This is a genomic window from Providencia huaxiensis (assembly GCF_002843235.3).
In the GTDB taxonomy this organism is placed as follows: domain Bacteria; phylum Pseudomonadota; class Gammaproteobacteria; order Enterobacterales; family Enterobacteriaceae; genus Providencia; species Providencia huaxiensis.
The window spans coordinates 1,189,442-1,215,304 of sequence record NZ_CP031123.2 but is presented as its reverse complement, the minus strand read 5'-3'; the positions used below and the strand labels follow the sequence as shown (position 1 = coordinate 1,215,304).

Genomic DNA, 25,863 nt, shown 5'->3' with positions numbered 1-25,863 from the left:
TTTTATTAAAATTTTACAGATGCTTGAACATAGTAAGTTCTTGGCTGCCCCACATAGATACCATAATTATTATCCGTAGAACGTGTAAAATAGGTTTGATCAAAAAGATTTTTAATACCAGCAGATAGCGTTAAATCAGACAAACTTTTACCAAAATGGTACTCGCCTCGTGCGTCCCACACCATATATCCGGGGATTGTTCCGTATCGGCCATCAGCACTTGGTTTTGTTACATAATGGCTTGATGTTCCAGGCGATTCTTGGGTAGATTGCGCATAAGTATTCAAGTTCCATACCCAATTACCCGTTTCATAACGGCTACCTGCGGTAAAGACTTGCCGTGAATAAAACGGTAAATCCTTATGAGCAAAATCACCTTTTTTACTTACCGCTTTAGTGTAGGTATAAGTACTGTACACGCTAACACCATCCAATTTATCGCTCAGCTCAGACAAGTTATATCTTGCCGCCAATTCCACTCCTTGATGAGTTGTGGCGCCCAAATTTGTCCAACCCGTTGTATTTTCAACGTAAAGTAATTGGTCATCGAAATCGATATAGAATAATGTCGCTTCAAGAGATAGCGCAGTATTATCGTATTTAGTCCCCACTTCATAGTTATGTGCTTTTTCTGCACTTAACCCATTTGCGGGTGAATTCCCTACCCCTTTAGTGTTCAACTGAAAATACTGCAAACTGCCAAATGACGTACTGGCATTGGCAAATAGTTTCCATTCATCATCAATATGGTAGATCACCGCCAGCGCAGGAAGTGGTTCGCTATATCGCTTACTTCTGTTTTGGTTTTTAAAACTGTCATTTAAATGAATATTAATGTTCTCATAGCGGAGCCCTGGGATCACAGTCCAGTTACCAACATCAATGGTGTCATCAAGGTAAATAGCATGGGCTTCTGTTCCACCCGATGTGTGTTGGTAATAATCATTAGTACTCGGCCGCGAACTTTGAGTGCCAGCTTGGTACCAATTTGAGCGGTAAGCTTTTTCGTCTGCGGTTTCATTTAAATAGCGGTATCCCACTGTTACTTCATGCGAAATATCATTAAAACGGAATAATTGTGAATAACTCGGTTCAATTGCATACGCGGTATAGTGACGAGGGTAAGAAACTAGCCGTCTTTCATTCGCTTTATCTTTATGGTCACTTTCTATGTAACTACCCCGATAACTTTTACTAAACCATGTCATTAACTCAAATTGTTTATCATCTTCTTCATGTTTATATTTCAATGACATATCTTGGCGATCCCCTTCAAAACGGTCATAAGGCCGCGTTGATTGGAATGGGTCAGCATTATATTGCGCTTGAGTTAGCCCCCCAGGCATACCTGACATTGCATGATAATAATGAAAATTCGCCAGTAACTCGTCATTATCGGTTATGGCATAACGTGTTTTTAAAATCAGGTCATCAATATCTGTATTATCATTGCTTTTACGGTAGCCTTGCCCATGTAACCCTGAATACAGTAGTATCGCTCCCGCTGAATCATCGGCTTTTGAGCCCCCCACGGACGCATCGACTAGCGTTTTTAGCCCTCCGGTTTTAGCCCCTTGGGTTTGTAACGAGACACCACCAGAAAAGTCTTTCGGGATAGGCTTTGTCACAAAGTTAATTACGCCCCCCACATTTTGTGGCCCATAACGTACGGAAGCTCCTCCGCGGATAACATCAATAGATTCAATACTACCTAGTGATAATGGCGACATCGACAGCTGAGGTTGGCCATAAGGCGCTGCCGCTAGTGGCATACCATCGAGTAAAATCGTTGAGCGAGGTGAAAGGCGTGAGGTTAACCCACGAACCCCAACATTCAAGGAAACATCACTCCCACCAGTCCCGTTACTTTCTCGTACCTGTACACCGGGTATCCCTTTCAATGCATCCGCAATGGTTTCACTGCCTGATTCTTTGATTTGTTGTTGGTTTTTTACTGTTCGCGCACCTGGGTGATTAAATACCACCTCACCATCTTCAGTATTTTCAAGCCAGTTGCCTGTAACTGTAATCTGATCATTTTTTGAATTATCAACAGCAAATACATGATAAGGCGCTAATGCCGCTGAAATTGCTAATGGAATGAGTAGCTTGCTAGTTTTTAAATTCATAAGAAATAAGCAATAAAAGAGATTAAGAGAGATAATGATAATTATAATCATTACAAACAATCAACTTAATTTACTATTTATTTTGAAATTATACTGGTTTAATCCCTTATTATATAAAGGGTTATTGATTTATTGAGAGTGTAGAGAACTAAAAAACCGAGGGAGATCCCTCGGTTCACATTATTGGTAAACATTATATAATTAGAGGCAAATATCATTTTGTCTCTAAAAGAATTAACCACCTAGAGAGAAAAACACCACTCGGCCAACGCCTTCACCAACAAAAATACAGAGTGTTGCCAGTGACATGACGAATGTTGCATTCACAGCGTGCCCCTTTTTTGAGCACAGTAAACGGCCCACAAATACGATACCCAATGCAACAAGTATGACCCTAACAATGCTTAAATTCACTAAACCATCTGGGAGTTCACGCGGTGTCATTCCCATATAGATAGGCTCTCCCATGTTTCCAAGAAGAGATAATGCGCCCAGCAGCATCAGTAAGATCCCAATAACACCAATACCTAGCGTAATTTTAACCACTCGTTTTAATTGCTCTTCTTTACCATCGCGGCGCAAAGAACCTACCAGTAGTAATGCAGCTACCACACCACCAACTAGTAATACCGCACCAAAAAAACTGGCGTAGGTAAATAAGCCATTCCATAGGTTAAACAAGGTGTTAGCGTATAAGGCTGACATTGCGTACATATAGATGATACCGGCTAACGCGCTAAGCAATAGTAGCAGCGCATTCGCTTTTTGTTTCAGCAATAGCAGCGCGACACTGAAAAATAATAGCGCCATATAAATTGCAGTTGCCCACACTTCACGGCTCATCCATGAAGTAGACACATGCAGCATGGTATAAAACATGTGTAGCGGGTTACCCATGTGAAATAATGAACCCAACAACCCAACACAACCCAGAACAAAACTGGCTAAAATAGGCAATTTGATAAACTGGACACTTTGTAGGTTGTTTCCGCCTTCAAGCACACGAAAATAGCATACTAATGTAACGAGCAAGCACCCCACAGAAGCTTGCATAAATAAGGTGAAAATCACCAACGGAAATTCATGCATGATAATTCTCCTTATCCTTTTGTACCGACAACAAGGTTCGGTTTGGTAATACTTGAACTAGGTAACCCTGCGATATCTGCATTTGAGCCATATTTTTTACGTAATTCGCTAATTAGGCCAAATTCAATCGCACGCATAGGGCAAGAATCAACACACATTGGATTCCCCCCTTTTTCACGGAGATCAAGGCAAGTGTCGCACTTGGTCATCATACCAATACTGGCATCGAACTGAGGTGCCTCGTATGGACAAGCCCATGTGCAATAACGGCAACCAACACATTTATCATGGTCAACTAATACAACACCATCTTCTTCTCGTTTGTGCATTGCGGTGGTAGGGCAATGGCTCACACATTGCGGATCATCACAATGGTTACAGGCAATAGACAAGTGCCAAGTCCGAGGACGTGGATACTCTCCTACCTCAATATCATATACACGGCGAAAGTTGCGCCCGACCTCAAGGTCATTTTTGTCTTTACATGCAACAACACAGGTTTTACAACCAATGCAAGTGGCAACATTAATATAAAATCCGACTTGTTTATCCATTTCTTATTGCCCCCTAAAATATAATACGCTGTGGAATTGCAGCATCTGGAACTAACTGGTCACCATGCCATTTTTCGATATTACATAGCATCGTGTTCCACCCTGATGTACCAAGCCCTGTAGGGACTTGAATGGTTAGCGTATTGTCGGCTCCCGCCATATCTATCCCTGTTTTTTCATCAACATTTGTCCAACTACCGTGTGGTAGCGCCACAACACCAGGCTTCATCGTTTGTGTCACTAACGCAGGACGTACAATCTTCCCTTGAGGGCTTGTTATCAATACAGTTTCACCGTGTTTAATACCTAAACGTTTCGCATCAGACGCATTGATATAAATTGGGCTTGGCCACTGTTCACGTAACCAAGGCACATTATCAAGCGTGCTGTGAGAGCGGCGTAGGTAGTGCGGATTATAGATTTGGAATGGATAATCCCCTTTTTCCTTCTTCGAGAAATCATTAAAACTTGCTTCATAACCGCTTGCAGACGGGATATATTCAGGAATTGGCGGTAATTTAGTCCAGCCACATTCATCGGCTTTTTCGACTAATGTTTCACAATAAATTTCGAATTTGCCACTCGGTGTTGGTCGTGGATTGGCTTGAGGATCGCGAATAAAATCTTCATAGGCAATATAACTATAGTTATCATCAGAAGTGCGTTTTACTTGATATTTCCCAACAGTAAGAAATTCATTGAGGGTAATTCGGCCTTGTTGTGGCTTACCTGTTACTTGCCATTCATCAATATCCGCTTGAGTTACTGTGATTAATGGCTCAGTTGTCTTACCATCTTCACCAATAATCGTTGCACCATTGAGTTTATTGAAGAATTGTTGCTTTTCAGAAATAGGAAAAACTTCATCGACATTAATACCAAGGCGTTTACCTATCTCTTTGGCGATCCACTGGTCACTTTTTGCTTCATAAAGTGGTGGTGTCACATTCACTGCAGCTATAATAACTTCACGATTACTTGGATTTAATATGGTTCCTTCACGTTCCCACTCCGTGGTCACGGGTAAGACGATATCCGAATATTTCGCACAGGTATGTGGAACATAAGCTGCAGTCACAACCAGTTCCACATCTTTACGATAAGCTTCAACGCTCTGCGCAATATTGGCTCGTGTTTGTAACGTGGCATTGAATGGATGAATGATCATTTGGATATTTGTATCGACATCCCCCACACCACGTTGGCGGAATTTTTTCTCTAGTAATGCACGGTTAAGCTCATTGTGGTTAATTTTCAAGCTAACTGGGTTTGGTACTGACGGCAAGCCACTTGCCCCCGCCATGACTAAACGAGTTCCATTATTCCCCGCAGCATAGTGGCAGCTTACGCCAGTCATGCGGCCAGGCCTTCCCATATGGCCAGTCATAAAGCCTAATGTTGAGAATGCTTGTACCCATCCTTCACCATTATGAATTCGTGCAGGAGCCCAACCTGTAAGTAATGCAACTCGGTTGGTCCCCCCGATTTCACGCGCTAATGTACGAATGTCGCTAGCTGACAAACCGCAAATATTAGAGGCCCACTCTGGTGTTTTTGGCTCTCCCGTATGGGTACCTAATAGATAATCTTTGAAGTTCCCTTTCGGATCTGCACCTGCTGGCATATTACTTTCATCAAAACCAACTGTACAACGGCGCAGGAAATCCCAATCAATCAATGGGTTGTCAGGACTGTCCATTTCTAATAACGCAGACATAATACCCAGAGCTAAAGCATGGTCAGTACCTGGGTTGATGGGGTACCAATCTGCATCCATTAATTCCGCTGTAGTCGTATAACTTGGGTCAATACTAATAAAGCGTGCCCCCGCTTTTTTCGCCTGATAATAATTATAGGTTGGGCTGCCTGGGCTACTCCATGCAGGGTTAGCTCCCCACATCACAATTAACTGGGAGTTACGCATATCAAAACGGTCATTGGTACCAAAGGTATAAAACCCTTCAAGTAATCCTAAATGAGCTGGCGTTTCAAACCATGCGCCCCATGAGGTTGTTCCCCAATCGCCAACAAATCCACCAGCCTTTGCATAAACGCTTTGGATTTCAACGCCGTTACCACCGGTGATCCAAATCGATTCATGACCATATTTTTCTTTAATACGTTTCGATTCTGATGCCACAATATCTAGTGCTTCATCCCAACTGATGCGCACCCATTGGTCTCGTCCTCGTAAGCTTTTATCCCCACCACCGGGAGCCCAACCTTTACGCTTCATTGGATATTTCAACCGGTCCGCGCCAAAGACTTGTTTACGTTGTGAACGTCCGCGCAAACAACCTCGTTGCTGTGGGAAATCAGGGGAGTCGGCAACCACATCATCGGTTTTTTGCCTAACAACGACGCCATCAACCACTAATGCTTTATTGACACAGCGGCCCCCACAGTTGTGCCAGCAGGCCACAGGCTTCCATTTTCCTTGAGTGACTGCGTCAGTAGCTTGCACAACCGCTTTTTCTTCCTCTGGTGTTGCCGCATGTAATTGCTTACTCAGCGGTAACGTAGCCATCACTGACGCCGCTGATGTCCATGCTATAAATGAACGGCGACTTAAGGCTATTTTCTGTCTTTCTGACATTGCTCTTACCTCTTCATTTTGTTTTATTATTATAAATTTACTAACTCATTGATTTTTTTAATATCATTACGTAAAAAAAGCTCAAGTAATGAACTTAATTGACGATAGAATAATGTTTCTGCGTGGTTATGCATTGAACGGCAAAACGGCGTTATAAAAGCCAGTAAATGGGTATTCAAGAATGTTGCAGACCCGAGTAATAACGCGTTCACTTTGGGCCAATCAACAGGGTCTGTTTCGCTGTCAATAAGCTCAGTAATGCGCAGACTTAAATGCCACATAAAATCTAACTCATAGCCAATATGGTCAGCGGCTTCCATATCACCTTCTGGCAAATAAACGTCATACTGTTCATAAAAAGACTTCACTGCTAACGTACTTTCTTGAAATAGCAGTTTGTCACGAGAAACATAAGTTGATTCCCATGGCGATGCTGGCGGGGCTTCTGGGCCTATAAACAAGCGAGTAAAGTCCCAATGCAAATTTTCGAAATCATCGTTGTTGGCTTGTAACTGCCTCGTATTTAAGTCTTTATGCATGTCATTTATCGCGTTTTTCATCGCGGGTAATACTTCATCACAAGGAAATAACAGTAACCCCGAGTCTCTCAAATAATTTAATAGCTCAGGCGTTGGTTCTTCCATAAACAAACGTCGTAGTACGTCATAAGCAAATTGACGTGCATACAGAAAATCTACAATTTGGTCGTCATTCGTCATAAATATTTCCCTGCAGGTCTGTCAGTAAAAATTCAGTAGGTGTTGTAAGTTCAATTCGGACTTCTTTAATTAAAGGATTTCCCTGTTCATCGGGCTCAATAATGTGGGAAGTCAATGCGATAGGTATTTTGCCTAGTGGGGTTAATAAGCCAATTGCCTCAGGATTAAACTGCAAAAATCCATGCAGTAATTCTTGATGATAAGAAACACCAGCGTGTGTCAGTAAAACTGCCACCTTTTCACAATCGTCACCAAAGACTTTGGCACTTTTAAAAAAATAATCCTGAGAGGAAAAAAAAATAATGCTTTCCTATTATTTGTTCATTGTTTTCAAAAAAAGCATTGTTTTGGTATACCTGCCCGGTATGTTTATTTTCTAAAGAGCAGTAATGCACCCCAAGAGACAATTGATTTTCTAGTGCGAATTTGAGAACTCGAAGGCAGGCTAATTCACTCTGTGCAACAGCTAACCCACCGGCATACCAATAGTTGTAATACACCTCATAAGGTGGGTTTTTAAGCCTGAACCCTCGAGATTGATAGGCTTCACTATTTGTTAGTGGGAAACAAAACTCTAATAAATTGATACCGTCAATTCCAATATCATCAAGCTGAGTAAGTAACTGATACATCTGCTTTTCTGTTCCGGGGATGACAGGCATCTCCACCATTACTGATGGAAAAATCTCACGTGCTAAGGCGATACGGTGTAAAACTTTGGTGATCCGTTCTGTAGGATCATCAATTTTGATACTAAAGCGGATTTCTTGTAGGCCTGCTTTCGCTAGAGCCAATGCGGTATTTCGGTCTAATGGGTCACCGGCTGTATACAACCGGCTATGAGTCTGAGGTAATTTCTGTTGGACTGCTTGGAAAAATGCGATACTTTCTTGGCGAAAAAGTAGAGGCTCCCCCCCGGTTAGCGCGATATGGGTAAGTGGGTAACCTTGTTCTGCTATTGCGTCAACTTCCCCAATAGCATCACGCATTTCCTGTTGAAATTCCTGATAGTTTTCTTGATTTGGGTTAAAACAAAAGTAACAATCGCGATGGCATTTTAAGGACAAAAATGTTGTGTGGCTCCCTTCTCCTGTACGACATTGTACGCAAGCACTTGATAGCCAATTACAATGTATACTTTTTCCATTGTTCGCAAAAATTGCGCCTTTACTTTTTATATCTAGTTTGAGTTGTTCAATCTCACGTTGCTGTTCAAAAGGCGCTTCAAAATTGAGGCCATATTCTATAATTGCCTGCTGTGTTTGCTGTTCAATATCTAAATAGCGGATAGCATAACGCTTAAATTTTTGATTATTTACTGTAGATATTGTTCTATCAGTAATAGGATAAATCATAAATTTTCCTTAAATTTATGAGAAAATAATTTCTATTATTCGGTGAATTTTCAATTAGACTCAGATCACAAATAATCAATTAATAGACGGGTATTACAATACCTGTGACAATTAGAAAAATGCTTATAAAGACTCACATCGTTACCGATTAAATTGAAAATATTTTTTAAATAAGAAATATTCGCATTATTTTAATTTTGGATTATTAACAGTATAAGTAATTAACGTGAAGTGATGTTGCGCAGGATCAAAAAAACTTCCCTTTCATTATTTACATATCAACTAATTAGATAGCACTTTCGTCATGAGTAAGCTATTACTCAACAGCGTTGTGAACATATAAGAGTTATCTCATCAAATAAACAAATCGTTATATAAAAATAAAATAACCAGTTAGATAATAATCTAAAAGAGAGAATCAAACTAATCTATCAATATTAAAAATAACGTAATAATATTTCAATTTGTAAAATTGAAATTCAAAAATTAATTATTTATTCATTTTTGTATTATTTAATTAATTTTGTCTTATAAAAATAATTATTTCTAATAAATAAAACCGAGTCACTATTCTAAAGCGGCAAAGCATAAGTGACTTTCACCGTTTCCATTGGCACCTCCGTCTTAATACTCTGAATGCTGCTAATTTGTGTTAAATGGTCTGCATGAAAACGACGATAAGAAGCTAGGTCTTGTGTCACAATACGGATCAATGCATCACATTCCCCTGCCATTAAATGGCATTCTACAACTTCAGGCATCTGTTTAATGTCTTCAACGAATTGGTTGATGGTCTTAGCATCTTGTGTTTTAAACCAAATACGTGCAAATAAAGAAAGACCCGCTCCAATTTTACTCCCATCCAGCACCGCCACATAACGCTTGATAACCCCAGCTTCTTCAAGCAATTTCACGCGACGTAAGCAAGGAGACGGAGAAAGGCCGACTTCTTTCGCCAATTCAATATTCTGAATTTTTCCATCTCTTTGTAAAACTTGTAAGATACGTCTATCAATAGCATCCAGTTTCAGTTCACTTTGCTTCATTGGCACCCAACCTCAATTTTATATTAATTAATGATATTAAATACCAATTTTTGTTTGTTTTAAAGCAATAAAAAAATCCAATATCATTGGATTATCGCTATAATTTTATCGCTACTGGCCAGTTGCGTAAAATAACGACGAACAACAATGAGGAATTAGAATGGAGTTACAGACCTTACTCTTATTTAGCGCAACCGTCATTCCCTTGGTATGCACACCAGGCCCAGATATTCTGTTTATTTCCGCACAAGGATTATCGGGAGGAACCTCAGCGGCCTTGAAAGCTAATTTAGGTATTATACTGGGCTATGGGGCACATGCGATCCTAGCTGCGCTTGGTTTAGCCGCGATTGTTGCAGCATCCCCCATGATTTTCTACACCATTAAATGGGTTGGCGTCGCTTATGTCACTTATCTTGCTGCTCGTATGGTGTTATCTGCGATGAGAGCTGGAGAGCTAAAAATTCAAACTGTGTCGACAAAAGCGGTAGTTGGTAAAGCCTTTCTGACTAGCTTCCTTAACCCTAAAGGGTTACTGGTGTATTTCGCTATTTTACCAAACTTCATTAAGCTGACAGAAAGTGTCGCCGTTCAATCCTTGATACTCTCAGCCACTTTTATACTTTCATGTGTCGTGATCTACGGTGTGATAGGTGCACTATTTGCATCCATGCATAATAAGCGCGCTTATAATGATAAAAAACGCCGTATAACCGAAGGTGTTGCAGGTGGCATGCTAACACTAGCGGCTATTGGTTTAGCGACCAGTTAGCGAGGTAATAATTCAATCCAGATCAACTTGCTATCGGTGCTAAGTGGTTTAATCTCTCCTTCACCGATATCAGGTAACCACCACGCGCCTTGCCCTTGGGCCAGAAGATGGCAATTTGCCCCTGAAATGTCCCATTCACCCTTTAGTACGTAGACTAATCCCGCTTGGTTGGCGGGTAATTTATAATCTTCAGTGATGAAATAACTTTTAGCCCCCCACCGATCACCTCGAAAAATAAAATTCATTAACTGAACTGATGGCTGTAAGACTTTTATTGCGCAAAATTGCTGAGCTGAAAATTGAGCATGGTCACCAGCGCGTTCAAGCCGGCACTCAAACGCTTTGGTATCAGTTAAAAGAAGAGGCTGGTCATTCAACAATACCACCAGCCTTTCGCCTTCTGCATAGCGCTTTAAATAGCTATCTTGCTCGATGGTTGCAATACTTGCGCGTAATGAATAGTCTGATGCAACAGGCCAGCAAAATACTTCTTGGCTAGTCCCCGCACCATCATGCCAATTCAGGATAGGTAACTCCTTTATATCAAAACATTTTATTTTCACATTACCTCCCATCTGTTGCTGCTAATACATTTAGATTAATACTTAGATTCGCAAAGTTAATCTTTCTAAGCAATGAATTAGCAACGATAATGTGACTAATCACGCCTCTCGTTGATTAAAAAGTGACATAAGCGGCCTAATGTTTTCATTGCTTCTTCCACCCTCTCATTCCATGTAAACGATGCATTAAGGCGAAATGCATGATTAAACTGGTCGCTTGTGGAAAACATACTGCCAGGTGCGATGCTAATCCCCTCTTTTAATGCGAGCTGATATAAACGAATAGCATTAAATGGTGGCTCAAATTCTAACCATAAAAAATACCCACCTTTTGGTGTATTCACTTTTACTGATGGAGGCATGTATTTTGCTATTGCACTCAACATTTGGTGCTGACGTTGCTCCATTGTTAAACGCAGTTTACGCAGGTGACTGTCATATCCCCCTAATGATAAGTACTCCGCAATAGCTAATTGCGTGGGAACGCTAGCAGAAACGGTGCTCATCATTTGTAAATGTTGAATTTTTGTCGCGTGTTGACCGGCGGCCACCCAACCCACGCGATACCCCGGGGCTAAACATTTTGAAAATGAAGAACAATGAAAGAAATTACCTTTGGTGTCTAGTGCCTTGGCAGGTATCGGCTGTTTGCTGCCAAAATAAAGTTCCCCATAGACATCGTCCTCAATTAAAGTAATTTGATGCTTATTAAGGATATCTACCAGACGTCTTTTGTTTGTTTGCGGCATCGTTCCGCCTAATGGATTTTGATAATGCGTCATTAGCCAACAGGCTTTAATTGGATATTTGCTCGCAATATCCTCTAATGCGTCAAGATCAATACCAAATAGCGGGTCTGTTTTAATGGCTATCGCCTTAAGTTTTAACCGCTCAATTGCCTGAAGTGAACCATAGAATGCAGGAGATTCGATAACCACCCAATCCCCGGGCTGAGTCACCGATTGTAAGCTCAGAACCAAAGATTCCATTGCCCCTGCTGTGATCACGATTTCATCGGGAGCGACATGGATCCCTTGAGTTGCATAGCGCTGAGCAATGTTACGGCGCAGTTGTTCATTACCAGGTGGCAAATTAGCTGGTGTATTAAATTTAGATAAACGCCTAGCGACAGACGCAAGAGACTTCGCGAGTTTTGGGTCATCCAATAAGGCAGGCTCTGGAAATGCGGAGCCAAATGGGATAATATTCGGGTCCTTACAAGCCTGTAGGACACCAAAAATAGAGGCGTTAATCTCTACATTTTCATTCAAATGTAGCCCTTTTCCTCCTTTAGCGGCAGCAAATGCGTTATTACGGTTTGCCACGTAATACCCTGATTGCGGGCGAGCAACGACCCACCCTTGGCTTTCAAGCAACTGGTATGCTTGCACTACAGTCATTAAACTTAAGCCTGACTGTTTAACACTTTCCCTCAATGAAGGTAATCTGTCGCCCACTTGCCAGATATTGTCTTCAATTTGCTGACGAATTTGCGCTGCTAATTGTTCGTATCTCGTCATAGCCGCCTCAACTGTTATAGTTAATATCCCAATAATTGTTACTATTATAGTTTATCGTCTCATGTTCTACTTATCCACACATTCACCTGACTTTTTTTAACTATAAGCACAAAAAATTTTTCGTTGGATTGCGGTTATTTTGCACTCCGTTGTGAGCAATTCCTTTTGCTAAGGATTAGCGCCTCAATTGCTCTCATCAGAACGTTAAATATTGCGTGCCATTAACATATCCACTCAGGGGTCAATATGTTTGGACTAACTGCGCTGGAACTTGCCCGTATACAATTCGCTTTTACGGTCTCGTTTCATATTATTTTTCCCGCCATTACTATTGGGCTGGCAAGTTACCTTGCGGTGCTACAAGGTTTATGGCTTAAAACTCGTGATGAAGACTATATAAAACTGTTCCATTTTTGGTCAAAAGTTTTTGCCGTTAACTTCGGAATGGGCGTTGTTTCTGGCTTGGTCATGGCATACCAATTCGGCACTAACTGGAGCTTTTTCTCAGATTTTGCAGGGGGTATTACAGGGCCGCTTCTCACTTATGAGGTGCTTACCGCATTCTTCTTAGAGGCCGGTTTCCTTGGCGTTATGCTATTTGGAATGAACCGTGTAGGTGAAAAATTACATTTTTTCGCCACTTGCATGGTCGCGTTGGGAACGATTATTTCCACGTTCTGGATCCTAGCCTCCAACAGTTTCATGCAAACACCGCAAGGCTTTGAAATTATTGATGGGCGCATTGTTCCCGTTGATTGGTTTGCGGTTATCTTCAACCCCTCTTTCCCTTACCGCCTGTTGCATATGACCACCGCAGCATTCCTTGCAGCGGCATTTTTTATTGGTGCATCTGCGGCTTGGCACTTGCTCAAAGGCAACAAGTCCAGCGCCATGAAAAAAATGTTTTCCATGTCCCTGTGGTTGATTTTGATTTTAGCCCCAGTTCAAGCTTTAATCGGGGATGCTCATGGGCTAAACACACTTAAACATCAACCTGTTAAAGTGGCTGCAATGGAAGGTCACTGGGAAAATAAACCTGGAGAAGCCACTCCGCTTATCTTATTTGGTATACCAAACCAAGAAAAAGAAAAAACAGAATTTGCTATCGAAATCCCTTATTTAGCAAGCCTGATTTTAACCCACAGTATCGACAAACAAGTGCCTGCGTTAAAAGAATACGCGCCAGAAGATAGGCCTAACGTGTTTATGGTGTTTTGGTCATTCCGCGTAATGGTCGGGCTCGGCTTATTAATGATCGCGGCTGGAGTCTGGGGTTTATGGCTACGTTATCGTAAAAACCTGTATGAATCCAAAACCTTCCTACGCTTTATGTTCGTCATGGCTCCTTCTGGTTTGATTGCCATTTTAGCGGGTTGGTTTACAACAGAAATAGGCCGACAGCCATGGGTTGTTTATGGGCTACAACGAACCTCTGATGCAGTCAGTGCACATGGTGAAATGCACATGAGTATCAGTTTAATCGCCTTCTTTGTGGTTTACGGTGGGGTGTTCGGTATCGGCTACATGTACATGATGAAATTAATTCGTAAAGGCATCGCGGAGGACGCAGCTCATGGGCATTGATTTACCTCTCATTTGGTTTGTCATCATCGTATTTAGTATGTTGATGTATATTGTTATGGATGGGTTCGATTTAGGCATTGGGATCCTTTACCCTGCGCTAAAAGACAGCCAAGACCGTGATCTGATGATGAATAGCGTTGCCCCTGTGTGGGATGGCAATGAAACTTGGTTGGTTTTAGGTGGGGCTGCACTATTTGGTGCTTTTCCTCTCGCTTATGCGATTGTCCTTGATGCGTTGTCAATTCCATTAACTTTCATGTTATTGGCCTTGATTTTCCGTGGTGTCGCCTTTGAGTTTCGCTTTAGAGCGGATGAATCACACCGCCGCCATTGGGATCACGCCTTTATTTGGGGTTCAATTTTTGCCACCTTTGTTCAAGGTGTGGTAGTTGGTGCCTTTATCCAAGGCTTCCATGTGGAAAACCGTGTTTACATGGGTGGTTATTTCGATTGGTTCTCACCTTTCCCACTGTTTTGCGGATTTGGCCTCGTCGTTGCTTATGCGCTATTAGCTTGTGGTTGGTTGATCATGAAAACGGAGGGCCACTTACGTAGCACCATGTATCGTGTCCTACGGCCATTAACATTACTGATGTTAGCGGTCATAGCAGTGATCAGCTTCTGGACCCCAATGTTAAATGACGCAGTCTTTGAGCGTTGGTTCACCCTGCCAAATCTGTTCTTCTTCTTACCGGTTCCATTACTGGTATTAGGCTGTACTTGGTTGATACTAAAAAGTGCTAAGCGCCAACGGTTCGATAGCGTGCCATTCTTAGCGGCTTTAATGTTAATTTTCCTTGGGTTTACTGGTTTAGGCATCAGTATTTGGCCGACACTCATTCCACCCGCAGTCAGTTTCCGTGATGCTGCAGGCCCATCCGAAAGTTTAGGCTTTATGTTAGTCGGTGCGTTATTCATCATTCCTGTTATTTTGGTTTATACCTATTGGAGTTACTATGTCTTCAGAGGAAAAATTACCCCAGAGCAAGGCTACCACTGATAGCGTGAGTGCCTCTCCTTGGTGGAAAAAACTCGGTTGGATGGCTATCATCTGGTTCGGAAGTGTACTCGCATTGTTTGCATTTTCGTCAGTATTTAAATTGATGATGACCGCCGCTGGAATGAAAGTGAAGTAATTAACTTTTCTATATGCCGTAGACTAAAAGTCATACGGCATTTTTATTAAAATCAATGGCTCATCACTATGAGTTGCCCTATCTTCTGCTGAAAATCTCTCTTCATAAATATCCGCCCCCAATCACTCACTAGCGGTTGCAACTTACAAATTTATTCATGATAATGATAATAATTACCATATAATAAAATTATCATTAATAAAGGAGATCGTCCGTGGCCACTGAACAACCTGTTGAAAAAAACATCTATCGCCCGGCTCCACCACAGCTTATTCAAGTTAAATCCATTACCGATATCAGCCCATCTATTCGTAGTATTACTTTCACAGGTGAAAGACTCAATACATACCCAACAGATTGTGAAGGTGGGCATCTGAAAATATTTTTAGCCCCTGATTTAATCAGCCAGCCCGCACTCCCTATCCTAAGTAAAGAAGGCCGTAGCTGGCCAGAAGACAAACCTCGCCCATTTGTTCGTACTTATTCCGTCAGAGCCATCCGTCCAGAAGTTAGCGAGATAGATATTGAATTTGCTATGCACGATGGCGCAACTGGCCCTGCATATCTATTTGCTCGGGATGCAAAGCCCGGAAATTGGATGGGTATTACCAATCCAGGTGGCCCAGACCCATTATTGCCTGCAAGGCAACACTACTTTATGGCTGGTGATTCAAGTTCCCTACCCGCTATCGCCGCATTATTAGAGAAAATGCCAGCGAATGCCCAAGGCAAAGTTGTACTACGGTTAGATAACCCAAAAGACGTGAGAGAACTGAAAAAACCAGAACAAGTTGAAGTGATTTGGGTTTGTGGTGATATCACCAAAACCGCTGAATTAATTAGCACGTTTAAGTCTTGGGTGATCCCAAGCAGCGACTGCGCTTTCTGGATTGCGGGTGAAGACCAAATTATTCGTGATCTGCGTCGTTATATTCGTCGTGAAAAAGGTTTTGGCCGTGATGATATCTATGCAATCCCTTATTGGCGATATGGCTATGATGAGGAAGGTTACCATCATGAGCGCCATGCTGTAATGGATAACCCTGACGATTAACTTCAATTCAAATATTTAGTTCGCTTGTTGGTCTATAAATGCTAATAAGCGAACTTATTTCCTGATCTTGCCTACCTTCATCAAATTATTAGCCATTATTTTCCCCAACAATAAACTCCCTAAAATACTTTTCATACCATCGAATGTTATGTTATAACGCAATAGCTTTTTATAATCTTTATATTCACTACAAAAATAGGAAAACCACTGTGTACAAAATGGCAATTTTAAAAACTAGTCTTTATATTGCATTAGCGATCACTAGTTATACCGCTGTTGCTCATGGCTCACATAGTCACTCCCATCCACAATCAGAGAAAGCGCTACAAGCTTCAAAAGGGATTTTTGAAGATACTGATGTCAAAGATAGATCTCTTAGTGATTGGCAAGGCATCTGGGAATCTGTAAATCCATTGCTATTAAATGGAAAGCTTGATGAGGTTCTAGAAAGTAAGGCCAAGAAAAATAAAGACAAAACGGTTGAAGAGTATCGTGAATATTATAAAAAAGGCTATGCCACTGATGTTAACAGTATTGGCATTGAAAATGATGTTATTGAATTTACCCAAAACGGGAACGTAAGCAGCTGTAAATATGACTACGCGGGTTACAAAATTCTGCACTATACTTCAGGGAAAAAAGGTGTTCGTTACTTGTTTGAATGCAAAGATGCAAACTCAAAAGCACCTAAATTTATCCAATTTAGTGACCATATTATTGAGCCTCAGACTTCAGGGCATTTCCACCTGTATATGGGAAATGAATCCCAGGAAAAATTATTAAGCCAGCTAGAAAATTGGCCAACCTATTACCCATATACTCTTACCGATGAGCAAATCGTACATGAAATGCTCTACCACTAATCAGTTGTCCCTATAATTTAACCTATGCCCTGCAAGCAAATCGTAGGGCATAGGATTAATGAATATCTTGATCAATCGTTATAGACCAGCAATGCTTTATGGCACAATTGTGACCTCACACAATCCTCAATAGTAAAGTTCACCATTGATACCATTTCATCACTACTAAAACGTTGTAATGCATCAGCTAACCCTGAGGACACACCTTCAGGCAAGTCACACTGGGTCACATCACCATTGACAATCACCGTCACATTTTCACCAAGCCGAGTTAAAAACATTTTCATTTGAGTGACGGTAACATTCTGAGCTTCATCTAATATCACGACAGCATTTTCAAATGTTCGGCCTCGCATATAAGCAAATGGCGCTATTTCCACTTTGGCAATTTCAGGACGCAAACAATACTGCAAAAAGGATGCCCCCAGTCTTTTCACCAATACGTCATAAACAGGGCGAAAATACGGTGCAAATTTTTCTGACATATCACCCGGTAAAAAACCGAGATCTTCCTCCGCTTGAAGAACGGGCCTTGTTACAATAATCTTGTTGATATCTTTATGAATTAACGCATCAGCCGCCAGTGCAGTACTGATATAGGTTTTACCACAACCCGCTTCACCATTCGCAAAAATGAGTTGCTTATGTTTAATGGAATTAATATAGAGTTTTTGAGCTTCATTTCTGGGTAATATAGGGGATTCATCACGACGTTCTTTTGCCATACCGATAGCTTCAATGCCTGTATATTCAGCAAATGATGCGACGTTATTGATATCAAAACGACCTGAACGCTCTTTACGTGATGAACGTTTCATTTCACGACGTACCTTTGTTGCAGCTTTCTGTCTACTCATAGTATTAACCCTTCCCGGTATCAGTGATGTCAATTCAAATGACGGACTATTCCAAACAGAGAGGAGCTCCCTTCAAGCTCAAAGTTAATGGTCAAATATCGATTGTGGCTGTAACTTGGTGCCATAAGTCGGCTAATAAAAAAACCGGTTACCAATCTCACCATGGAAATTTCATGATGGAGTGATAACCGGCTTCGAATTCGTGTGAATAAACACGTATTTCCCATTAGTTTCTCCTGTAGCAGCGATACTTTTAAACTAATGAATCTATATGACAGTAATATGACAAACTACAATATTTTTTGTACCTCAATGAGTCCATGTTTTTATTGCAGTTTTCATTTGCTTTAAATATAGCGTCATTTTTTTTAATAATGCAACATTTTTCCAACAAAATTTTAGAAGTTTATTAAAGATTTTCGTTATCACGCATAAAAACAAGAAATAAAACCACAGTAATCAGTGAATTAACTACTGTGGCTTACAAGATAATTAGCGTCTTTTACAATTTCCCGCTAACTCAAAACCTGCGGCTTTAGCTGCTTGTTCATTAGTGAAGATAACTGCATTTTTATCGGCAATGGTATTGAAGCTAGCGCAATGTGAAAAATGATATTTTTTGGAATTATTATTCCCTTTAATTTCAACCATATCTGGCACAATAGATTTATTTTCTATTATCTTAGTCTGAATCAAAGGTGAAACTGGAGAAATATTAACTCCTTCTGCCCCATTTTTATGGTTTAAACTCCATTTTTTCTCCCCTGTCACAAATGGGTTATGATGCCCCATCATTTTAGCAATTCGATTATCTCGCTTGATTTCCCAAGACGTTGGAGGATATTTATTATCCCACGCCATCAATAACTGTTGCTGTTGACGTGACATAGACAAGTTATAACGGTCATGCATATAGAAATATACTCGGGCTACTTGCCCTTTAGCCTCATTCCTTGGTTCAAAGACTTTTTGTTTAAAATCAACTCGGCTGCGGCACATTCCGTATGGGTACGGCGTATTAGTAGGTAATTGCCCAAAACTAAAGTTGCTTCTATCACCATTCACCTCACCAATAGAAGGCGCTAAATTATGCATATCTGCTTCCATTCGGCCAAAAATAGGGTCACTAGACACACAGTTTTTTCGCCCCCCTTTTTGCCAGCATTGTCTTTGATGACCAAACACCCATGCAGGGACAATATGCTCCCATTCAATACGTTCAGCTCGGTTCTGTTGTTTACGCACTTGATAGCCGCAAGAGGCTAAATCGACTTTCCCCCCGCTTTTTCCTACCCATTCCCACTGGCAGCCGCAGTATATTGTTCCCTCACCTTGGTGGTTTTGATCTGCATAAACCTGAGTTTTACTCAGCATTTTGGCTTCAGTAAATGAATTTGGTGCAGAAAATGAAAAAGCAGAAAAAATAAATAATAGAACCGAAAAAACGAATTGATAATATTTGGACAAGCTAAATTGTTTCAAAATAACACCACTAATAAGAATATATGCGAAGAATTTAAATGAATGCGTTAGTTTTTCCTCTAACACATTAATGTATAAGAAGAAATATCACATATTCTAATCAAATAGTAGCATTAATGATATCAGCGATGACTCAATTTTATAGTTCACCACCACATCAGAATTTATGCAGCTTTAATAGAATTTCTAACTCTTATTAGTAAAAGAGCAAGGTATGACTAACGGATATAGCAGGAATACCCGTAAGCCATCCCTTAAAAATTACACACTTGGTCTTTTGCGATATAACCATAAACCAGGTAAAGAAATACCAATAGACAAAGCTCCAACAATGAAGGAGGCCTTTAAGAAATTAGTCACTAAGACCTCAACTAATTCAGGGTCATAACCAGATTGCGATATTTTTACTACTGAAATCATTGCAATATAGGCACTAATACCTGGGAACATTGGGATCACGGCGGCAACAGTAAACACTTTAGGATGGGCTAACCACCAACGCGACCACTGAATACCAATAATACCAATTAAAATTGCCGCAAGAAAACTTGCCCACTCAATTTGCAAGCCGAGTGTCATCAGTATCATTCTAAAACCATAGCCAATAGCACCTAATAAGGCACAATATTTCAATGCCCTTACAGGCACATTAAATACCATCGCAAACCCCGCGGCCGGTATAGCGGCTAATAGCATTTTCTCACATAAAGAGAATAGAAATTCTATGCCCATTCTTTTAAACCCCAGACTGTCATTGCTAATACAACGCCAATACAGGTAGCCAAAGTAAGAAGGCTCGCCATTGTCCAGCGCGCTAATCCTGTATTAACATGCCCTTTAAACATATCCGCGACTGCATTAATTAATGGAAAGCCTGGAACTAAAAGCAATACACTGGCAGCCATCGAAATCGTTTCTGTGACCGCCAAATACGGTATTTTCAGTAATAAGCCGGAAACGGTTGTCGCGACAAACGCAGTAATACAAAAATTAATTAGCGGGTTCATTTGATGGGAGGTTAATACTTGCCGAACATACATTGCACAACCACTGGCTAAAAATGTAATTAACGCACTCTCCCACCCTCCGCCATTCAACTTGCTGAAACAAGCGCAAGATAAAGCCACCATCAAAACCATTAACCATCGAGGATAACGTAACGGTTTAATTGATGATAATTTCTTTTGTAATTGTTTTCGGTCTAATAAATGGTGTTCAACTAAAATTACTGCATGCTGAACTTCAGTAACAACATGCATATTTATACCACGGTCAATAATACGTCGCGTTGACGTTAAGCAACGGCCATCAATTATAGTGGTTAAAACCAATGAATTAGATGAGATAGCGCTATCAACTTGACTTGCCCCAAGCGCAATTCCCAGACGAGTCGTCAATTGTTCGACGAGCATACTTTCAGCACCATGTTGCAATAACAATAAACCACACTCAATACAGAGCCGAGTTACTTCACGTTGCTGATTAACGGGATCATTTTGGTCTATTTTTTGTTCATTTAATGCATGCTCTGTCATCTTGCCCCCAACATTATGACAACCATTCAGATATCATCCTAAACATGTTAATCTTTATAAATATCATAAAGACAAATATCAGCTTAAATGATGATCTCTTTCAGGTAAATCTATGATTGAGGTCACGTGATTTAAACTATTTCAGTAAAATTTGTTATGTTACTTTCTTATTTGAAGACAAATAGCAGGATTAACCATTCATGAATAACCCTCTTACAGCTAAAACCCCAAAAGGCCGACGTCGTCAACAGGCTTTGATCGCTGCGGCAACTGAAATTTTTCTGCAATATGGGTTTGAAGGCGCAACATTGGATATGATTATTGAAAGAGCTGGGGGCTCTCGAACAACTTTATATAAAAACTTTGGGGATAAAGAAGGGTTATTTGCCGCTGTTATTGCATCTATGATTGATGATATTTTTCAAGAACCTGATGAAAAAATGCCCCCATTAGATACGATTGAGTCCATACTTTCTTTTTATGGCTCTCGATTTTTATTAAATGTACTTAAGCCTGAATCCATTGGGTTATATCGGTTAATATTAGGTGAATACAACCGTTTCCCTGAAATAACGCACGCGTTTTTTGAGCAAGGCCCAGTAAAAAGCTATCGCTTATTAACACAAAAATTAGCTTTACTTCCTGATGTTAAAGTGGATGAAAAAACATTATTAAGTATTTCTTCGCGTTACCTAGAAATGCTAAAAGCGGATGTCTTTATCACCACTTTCTGTATTGCTGATTTCAAGCCCAGCGATGAATTTATTCAACAGCAAATTGCTATGTCTGTTGATATCATCGCCAGCTATATCCGTAAAATCAGTAAACACACAATCAACTAGGCTAAAACTGATTGGGCCTGCTCTTTTGCTGTTGTTCCATCCGCTGCGATTAAAACCTGAGGGCCATATAACGCAGACAGCATAGGTGCCATGCGTTCCATCTCCTCTTTATCTCGGCCATCGGGTTGTAACGTAACAACTAGGGCGCGACAATGCTGTTCCATCGCTTCTTTAGTGTCTTTTAACCAACGACGCACATATTTCATACTTTGCATATCTTCTGATGATGGTTTTTCTTTTTTAACCACTGGCGGGTATATCAAGACAAATTCATTTCTTCTCGCCAATAACATATCCATCTCTTCTAACCACAAACGTGTTTCATCCATAGTAGAGGGAAATATATTCATCTCACAGATCGGCCAATTTTCTGTTTTTATCATATTTTTATTCATCATAATCATCTCTTTCTTTATCATTATTTAAAGTGTACTTAAATGTACACTTTTACATTGCACTCAGTCAAGAGTGATTATCATTTGTATTTTGCAAATTATGCTATTGTCGTTAGTGACCAACAGGAATATTCTCAATATGTAGAAAAAACTTATCAGTTAAAAACATTCACGTGTTCGAATAGTGCGTTTTTGAATATGGGGTGTTATTCTGACGATATTATGAATTTTGAAAGCGAAAATACGATGAAAAAAACTCTTCCGATTGCATTTAGTCTATTAATGGCTTTCACTGCATTTAATGCAAATGCAGGTGCAACCTGTGATACTTATTTCAAAGAAATGAACGACCTTGTTAAGCAAGCCGAAGAACAGTATAAAGATGAAGCCAATGCAGGTGAACAGATTGCATTAATGAAGTCTCAATTAGAAGAAGCGAAAAAAGCCCTTGCTAGTTACCCTGATGATGCACAAGAGCAAGCTTGCAGCCAAGCACTTAAAGCAATTGAGCAAGCCAAAGAAGCGGTTAAAACCCCCTAGGTTTATTCGCTCTTAATAGACAAAAAATAGCCTGCTAGCAGGCTATTTTTATTTTATCGAACGACGAGTACCGAGATCTTCGCATAGGACACAATCCCTGAAGCATTTGAACCTAATAAATGCGTTGAAATACTTGGATTGCGTGAGCCGATGACAATAAGGTCAGCATCAATTGCCTCAGCTTCTGATAAAACTTTATCTCGTGGTGAGCCAAACTCAACCTTATAAGAGATTTTATCTGACGGATAATCAATTTTTTCAATGATTTCTTTTAGCTGTTCTTCTGAACGCTCAAGAGCTTTTTTAGCAAATGAAGACAATAAATCATAATGATAACTGTAGCTCATTGAAAATCTTGAAACATCTGGAACTGAGTGAAATAAGTGAATTTTCGCATTTGAGATTTTTGCTAAATAAATAGCATGTTTTAATGCGTTATCTGTTAATACATCTTCAGATATATCCACGGGAACCAAAATTGTTTGATACATATGATGCCCCTTATTAATTATGTTTAGATTTTTATTCAAGTTGTATTGTTGTGTATTTTTACAACTTAATTATTAGGCGTAGCGGGTGAATATTTTCCTTTTAATCTTTCAAAGTATAGTCTTACTACACTAAAAAAGCTGTGAAGCCCCTTACTATTACAACAAAAAATTATTCTTCTAAATGCCATTTATGCAAAATGCGATGAATGAAAGGAGTTACAATTAATCCAATACTGATAATAAAAACGCTTTGTAAAAATAAACCATAAATAGCGATAAAGAAACGACCTCCTCGTGTAATAGGAGCCGGCTCAATAGCTTGTCCACTCAACATAGACAACGCATTAAGCATTGACTCAACAGCTGAGTGGCCTTCAATAACATAAAAACCGATGATACCGGGTAATAACCCAAGAAAAAAAATCAAAAGTCCGAGTAAATAAAAACGCAAAACTCTCAGAACAAAGTGTTCAACACGCAGTAATTCTTGCGAAAACTTTTCCATACTGACTCAAACTCACCTTGTTATAAGTAAGATCAATCAACTTGAGTGATAAAGCTAATAAAATTGGAAATACCAATAATGAAATAAAAAAGAACCTACCCTATGAGCAGGCTCTCCTCTAATTATTAACGTACAACCAACACTGATGTCTCCGCGTAACGCACGATACCTGCGGCAGTTGACCCTAAAAGATGAGTTGTAATATTTGGGCGACGAGAGCCGATGACAATAATATCTGCACTAATGTCTTTTGCTGTATTAATCACTTCATCTCGTGGAGAACCAAACGTTATCGTATAACTAACGTCATCGTGAGGTAAATCAATTGAATCCATTAACATTTTCATGTCTTCTTCTGCTTTCACTGTCGCACGGTCTTTTATTTCCATGTAACCTAAAGCGTACGCATTAATAATTGCTGAGGAAATGGGTAAAACATGAATAAGATGAATTTTAGCACCCGATTGTTTTGCTAAATTAACTGCATGACGAACGGCTTTACTGGTTAATTCATCTTCTGTTAAATCGATAGGGACCAGAATCGTTTTATACATAACCCCTCCTAAAAATAGTTAAAATGAAGTTCTACAACAAAATTATAAACAATTACTAATAAATGTCTCTTATCCACAAAGATAAATGAGATCTCTAGCTACAAATAAAAGCAGGTTATTCTCTTAGCCATGGCGTCACCGTTAAACCAACTAACATACCTTCTGGGCTTAATAACCTTGTTACTGTTTGTCCCCAAGGCTCCATTCGGTTATTAACTAATAAGATATAACCGTCCTTAAGGCAACTGTCCGTGATTTTTTCGATGTCAACAACCTCAAATTCCATCCAACTTTGTGGTATCGGTATATTTTCAGGCCATTCACTTTGCCTAAAACACGACTGGGCTGCTTGTTCTATAGGCCAAAGTGCAAAATGTTTAACTCCTTCAAGCCCTTCTTGTTCGCAAGTCAAATATTGGCTCCCTTCTTCTATTGGCTTTAAAGGTAGCTTTAACAACTCAAGATAAAAAGAATGGCTTTTATTATAGTCAGTCACTATCGGGCCAAACCCTGCAACAAATAATACGTCAGAGCTTTCTTGTAAATGTATCATCCGGTGTTCCTATATCATCATGAGATACCAAAATTTTAACGTTTAATAGAGTCGATAATTACGGTTACCCTATCACATAATTAATCGCTGACTTTATTCGCTGTAGATATCATTTGTTCAACCATGCGTTGGGCTTTCAAGCCCTCTTCACCACTGATCAACGGTTGAGTTTGATTTGAAATAGAATCAACAAAGTGACGAATTGCGCCATCAAAACCGCGTTGAACTAAAATTGAATCCCAATTAGCGGGTTTTTTCTCACTAATACCAACCACATTTTCACTCCACCAGTGGTTCATATTGGTTATTTGATGAATACTGTCCTCTGCAATCACAATAAGTTGCTCTTGTTGACTTCCTGCTTTGCGATGCATCGATGTTGTTATCCAACAGTGACCCGCTTGCATATGGTGCTCTGCATAAAACAACTCGTCAGCATTTGTTTTATGAATGCTACCACTGATTAACTCTGCATGATTTGGCGCTATCCATAATACAGTATCAACGACATGCAAATAATCATCTAATAAAGTAAATCTAGCGTCACTCGGCCCTACGTTGTCCATACGGTGTTTATCCATACGAATAGACCTGATTTTTTTAATATCTTGTTTAATTGACATATAAAACGGTGAGAAGCGGCGGTTAAATCCAACCATTAACATTTTCTGGCTCCGCGCTGCTAATTCAATTAATTGCTCAGACTGTTCCGTTAACTCAGTCAATGGCTTATCAACATAGACATGAACGTTTGCATCTAATAGCCGCTTGATTACCTCAAAATGGCTTTTCGTCGCACTATGAACAAAAACAGCGTCACATTGCTGTGCAAGTGCATCAATATTACTAAACAGAGGAATACGATAACTGTCACAAATCAGTTTTGCCTTCAATTGATTAGGCGAAAAAGCGCCAATCAACTCCCAGTTTTCCTCTCTAGTTAAGATTGGTAAATACGCTTTTTGTGCAATAGCTCCTAAGCCGACTACACCTACCTTTAATTTTCGCATCATAAACACGCCTATTAATGATTAATCTCAGGAAGAATAATCTCATTAATGTGTTTTTTTAAAAAAATTTTTTGTTCGAAAAGTAATTTTCATTAGAGTTAAACCTACAATGCATTGTT

At 40.0% G+C, this 25,863-nt stretch carries 28 protein-coding genes; 8 read left to right on the top strand and 20 right to left on the bottom strand.

Annotation, left to right across the window (positions count from 1 at the left end; all coding sequences use genetic code 11):
• Positions 1–5: 5 nt before the first annotated feature.
• The 8 genes from CYG50_RS07085 to CYG50_RS07055 all read right to left on the bottom strand — a co-directional run bounded on the left by CYG50_RS07085 (position 6) and on the right by CYG50_RS07055 (position 9,488).
• Complete coding sequence (locus CYG50_RS07085; RefSeq protein WP_102139644.1) at positions 6–2,129, bottom strand: TonB-dependent receptor family protein; 2,124 nt, start codon at positions 2,127–2,129, stop codon at positions 6–8.
• A 234-nt stretch (positions 2,130–2,363) separates the two neighbouring features.
• Positions 2,364–3,218, bottom strand: a complete 855-nt coding sequence (locus tag CYG50_RS07080; RefSeq protein WP_102139645.1) for a dimethyl sulfoxide reductase anchor subunit family protein — start codon at positions 3,216–3,218, stop codon at positions 2,364–2,366.
• An 11-nt stretch (positions 3,219–3,229) separates the two neighbouring features.
• Positions 3,230–3,772: a DMSO/selenate family reductase complex B subunit gene (locus CYG50_RS07075; protein WP_004264054.1), complete on the bottom strand. Its 543-nt coding sequence runs from the start codon at positions 3,770–3,772 to the stop codon at positions 3,230–3,232.
• Between the two features lie 13 nt (positions 3,773–3,785).
• Complete coding sequence (locus CYG50_RS07070; RefSeq protein ID WP_102139646.1) at positions 3,786–6,368, bottom strand: molybdopterin-dependent oxidoreductase; 2,583 nt, start codon at positions 6,366–6,368, stop codon at positions 3,786–3,788.
• Between the two features lie 29 nt (positions 6,369–6,397).
• The gene (locus CYG50_RS07065) at positions 6,398–7,087 is read right to left on the bottom strand and encodes a TorD/DmsD family molecular chaperone (RefSeq protein WP_102139647.1); all 690 of its coding nucleotides are present in this window, start codon (positions 7,085–7,087) and stop codon (positions 6,398–6,400) included.
• Entirely contained in the window at positions 7,077–7,322 is a 246-nt protein-coding gene (locus CYG50_RS23430) for a hypothetical protein (protein WP_238706828.1), read from the bottom strand. The genes CYG50_RS07065 and CYG50_RS23430 overlap by 11 nt, the downstream gene beginning before the upstream one ends.
• Positions 7,323–7,356: 34 nt before the next feature.
• Complete coding sequence (locus CYG50_RS07060) at positions 7,357–8,442, bottom strand: radical SAM protein (RefSeq protein ID WP_238706827.1); 1,086 nt, start codon at positions 8,440–8,442, stop codon at positions 7,357–7,359.
• Positions 8,443–9,014: 572 nt separating this feature from the next.
• Positions 9,015–9,488 carry an Lrp/AsnC family transcriptional regulator gene (locus CYG50_RS07055; RefSeq protein WP_102139648.1) on the bottom strand — a complete coding sequence of 158 codons (474 nt, stop codon included), beginning with the start codon at positions 9,486–9,488 and terminating at the stop codon, positions 9,015–9,017.
• Between the two features lie 160 nt (positions 9,489–9,648).
• On the opposite strand from CYG50_RS07055, the gene CYG50_RS07050 reads away from it, so the two are divergent.
• On the top strand, positions 9,649–10,260 hold the full coding sequence (locus CYG50_RS07050; RefSeq protein WP_102139649.1) for a LysE family translocator: 612 nt from the start codon (positions 9,649–9,651) through the stop codon (positions 10,258–10,260).
• On the opposite strand, the gene CYG50_RS07045 is transcribed toward CYG50_RS07050, so the two are convergent.
• Both CYG50_RS07045 and CYG50_RS07040 read right to left on the bottom strand, forming a co-directional pair.
• The gene (locus CYG50_RS07045) at positions 10,257–10,823 is read right to left on the bottom strand and encodes a HutD/Ves family protein (RefSeq protein ID WP_232368186.1); all 567 of its coding nucleotides are present in this window, start codon (positions 10,821–10,823) and stop codon (positions 10,257–10,259) included. The two genes, CYG50_RS07050 and CYG50_RS07045, sit on opposite strands and share 4 nt — an antisense overlap.
• A gap of 95 nt (positions 10,824–10,918) precedes the next feature.
• Positions 10,919–12,343 carry an aminotransferase-like domain-containing protein gene (locus CYG50_RS07040; RefSeq protein ID WP_102139651.1) on the bottom strand — a complete coding sequence of 475 codons (1,425 nt, stop codon included), beginning with the start codon at positions 12,341–12,343 and terminating at the stop codon, positions 10,919–10,921.
• Positions 12,344–12,589: 246 nt separating this feature from the next.
• Here CYG50_RS07040 and CYG50_RS07035 point away from each other — a divergent pair, with 246 nt between their 5' ends.
• From CYG50_RS07035 to zinT, 5 genes are all read left to right on the top strand, one after another.
• Positions 12,590–13,927: a cytochrome ubiquinol oxidase subunit I gene (locus tag CYG50_RS07035; protein WP_102139652.1), complete on the top strand. Its 1,338-nt coding sequence runs from the start codon at positions 12,590–12,592 to the stop codon at positions 13,925–13,927.
• Positions 13,917–14,927, top strand: coding sequence for a cytochrome d ubiquinol oxidase subunit II (cydB, locus tag CYG50_RS07030; protein WP_102139653.1), 1,011 nt, complete (start codon positions 13,917–13,919; stop codon positions 14,925–14,927). The genes CYG50_RS07035 and cydB overlap by 11 nt, the downstream gene beginning before the upstream one ends.
• Positions 14,928–14,931: 4 nt before the next feature.
• Positions 14,932–15,063 carry a DUF2474 domain-containing protein gene (locus CYG50_RS07025; protein ID WP_306821397.1) on the top strand — a complete coding sequence of 44 codons (132 nt, stop codon included), beginning with the start codon at positions 14,932–14,934 and terminating at the stop codon, positions 15,061–15,063.
• 214 nt (positions 15,064–15,277) lie between these two features.
• On the top strand, positions 15,278–16,117 hold the full coding sequence (locus CYG50_RS07020; protein ID WP_102139655.1) for a siderophore-interacting protein: 840 nt from the start codon (positions 15,278–15,280) through the stop codon (positions 16,115–16,117).
• Positions 16,118–16,335: 218 nt separating this feature from the next.
• A complete protein-coding gene (gene zinT / locus CYG50_RS07015; protein ID WP_102139716.1) occupies positions 16,336–16,980 on the top strand; it encodes a metal-binding protein ZinT in 645 nt (214 codons plus the stop codon).
• Between the two features lie 71 nt (positions 16,981–17,051).
• Here the strand turns inward: zinT and phoH are convergent, their stop codons facing one another.
• From phoH to CYG50_RS06995, 4 genes are all read right to left on the bottom strand, one after another.
• The gene (phoH, locus tag CYG50_RS07010; RefSeq protein ID WP_102139656.1) at positions 17,052–17,837 is read right to left on the bottom strand and encodes a phosphate starvation-inducible protein PhoH; all 786 of its coding nucleotides are present in this window, start codon (positions 17,835–17,837) and stop codon (positions 17,052–17,054) included.
• Positions 17,838–18,329: 492 nt separating this feature from the next.
• The gene (locus CYG50_RS07005; RefSeq protein WP_375373118.1) at positions 18,330–19,304 is read right to left on the bottom strand and encodes an endonuclease; all 975 of its coding nucleotides are present in this window, start codon (positions 19,302–19,304) and stop codon (positions 18,330–18,332) included.
• Between the two features lie 276 nt (positions 19,305–19,580).
• Complete coding sequence (locus CYG50_RS07000; protein ID WP_102139658.1) at positions 19,581–20,051, bottom strand: threonine/serine exporter; 471 nt, start codon at positions 20,049–20,051, stop codon at positions 19,581–19,583.
• Complete coding sequence (locus CYG50_RS06995; RefSeq protein ID WP_102139659.1) at positions 20,042–20,854, bottom strand: threonine/serine exporter family protein; 813 nt, start codon at positions 20,852–20,854, stop codon at positions 20,042–20,044. Before CYG50_RS06995 ends, CYG50_RS07000 begins: the two co-directional genes overlap by 10 nt.
• Positions 20,855–21,054: 200 nt before the next feature.
• On the opposite strand from CYG50_RS06995, the gene CYG50_RS06990 reads away from it, so the two are divergent.
• Positions 21,055–21,696, top strand: coding sequence for a TetR/AcrR family transcriptional regulator (locus tag CYG50_RS06990; RefSeq protein WP_102139660.1), 642 nt, complete (start codon positions 21,055–21,057; stop codon positions 21,694–21,696).
• On the opposite strand, the gene CYG50_RS06985 is transcribed toward CYG50_RS06990, so the two are convergent.
• Positions 21,693–22,094: a hypothetical protein gene (locus CYG50_RS06985; protein ID WP_229597572.1), complete on the bottom strand. Its 402-nt coding sequence runs from the start codon at positions 22,092–22,094 to the stop codon at positions 21,693–21,695. The two genes, CYG50_RS06990 and CYG50_RS06985, sit on opposite strands and share 4 nt — an antisense overlap.
• Positions 22,095–22,337: 243 nt before the next feature.
• Between CYG50_RS06985 and CYG50_RS06980 the strand changes: the two genes are divergently transcribed.
• Positions 22,338–22,631: a DUF5339 family protein gene (locus tag CYG50_RS06980; protein WP_036958707.1), complete on the top strand. Its 294-nt coding sequence runs from the start codon at positions 22,338–22,340 to the stop codon at positions 22,629–22,631.
• A 53-nt stretch (positions 22,632–22,684) separates the two neighbouring features.
• Here the strand turns inward: CYG50_RS06980 and CYG50_RS06975 are convergent, their stop codons facing one another.
• The 5 genes from CYG50_RS06975 to CYG50_RS06955 form a co-directional block, all read right to left on the bottom strand.
• Positions 22,685–23,122, bottom strand: coding sequence for a universal stress protein (locus tag CYG50_RS06975; protein ID WP_102139662.1), 438 nt, complete (start codon positions 23,120–23,122; stop codon positions 22,685–22,687).
• 169 nt (positions 23,123–23,291) lie between these two features.
• Positions 23,292–23,627, bottom strand: a complete 336-nt coding sequence (locus CYG50_RS06970) for a hypothetical protein (protein WP_102139663.1) — start codon at positions 23,625–23,627, stop codon at positions 23,292–23,294.
• 125 nt (positions 23,628–23,752) lie between these two features.
• A complete protein-coding gene (locus tag CYG50_RS06965) occupies positions 23,753–24,181 on the bottom strand; it encodes a universal stress protein (RefSeq protein ID WP_102139664.1) in 429 nt (142 codons plus the stop codon).
• 115 nt (positions 24,182–24,296) lie between these two features.
• Positions 24,297–24,734, bottom strand: a complete 438-nt coding sequence (locus CYG50_RS06960; protein ID WP_102139665.1) for a VOC family protein — start codon at positions 24,732–24,734, stop codon at positions 24,297–24,299.
• An 80-nt stretch (positions 24,735–24,814) separates the two neighbouring features.
• Positions 24,815–25,744, bottom strand: a complete 930-nt coding sequence (locus CYG50_RS06955) for a Gfo/Idh/MocA family protein (RefSeq protein ID WP_102139717.1) — start codon at positions 25,742–25,744, stop codon at positions 24,815–24,817.
• Positions 25,745–25,863 lie beyond the last annotated feature (119 nt).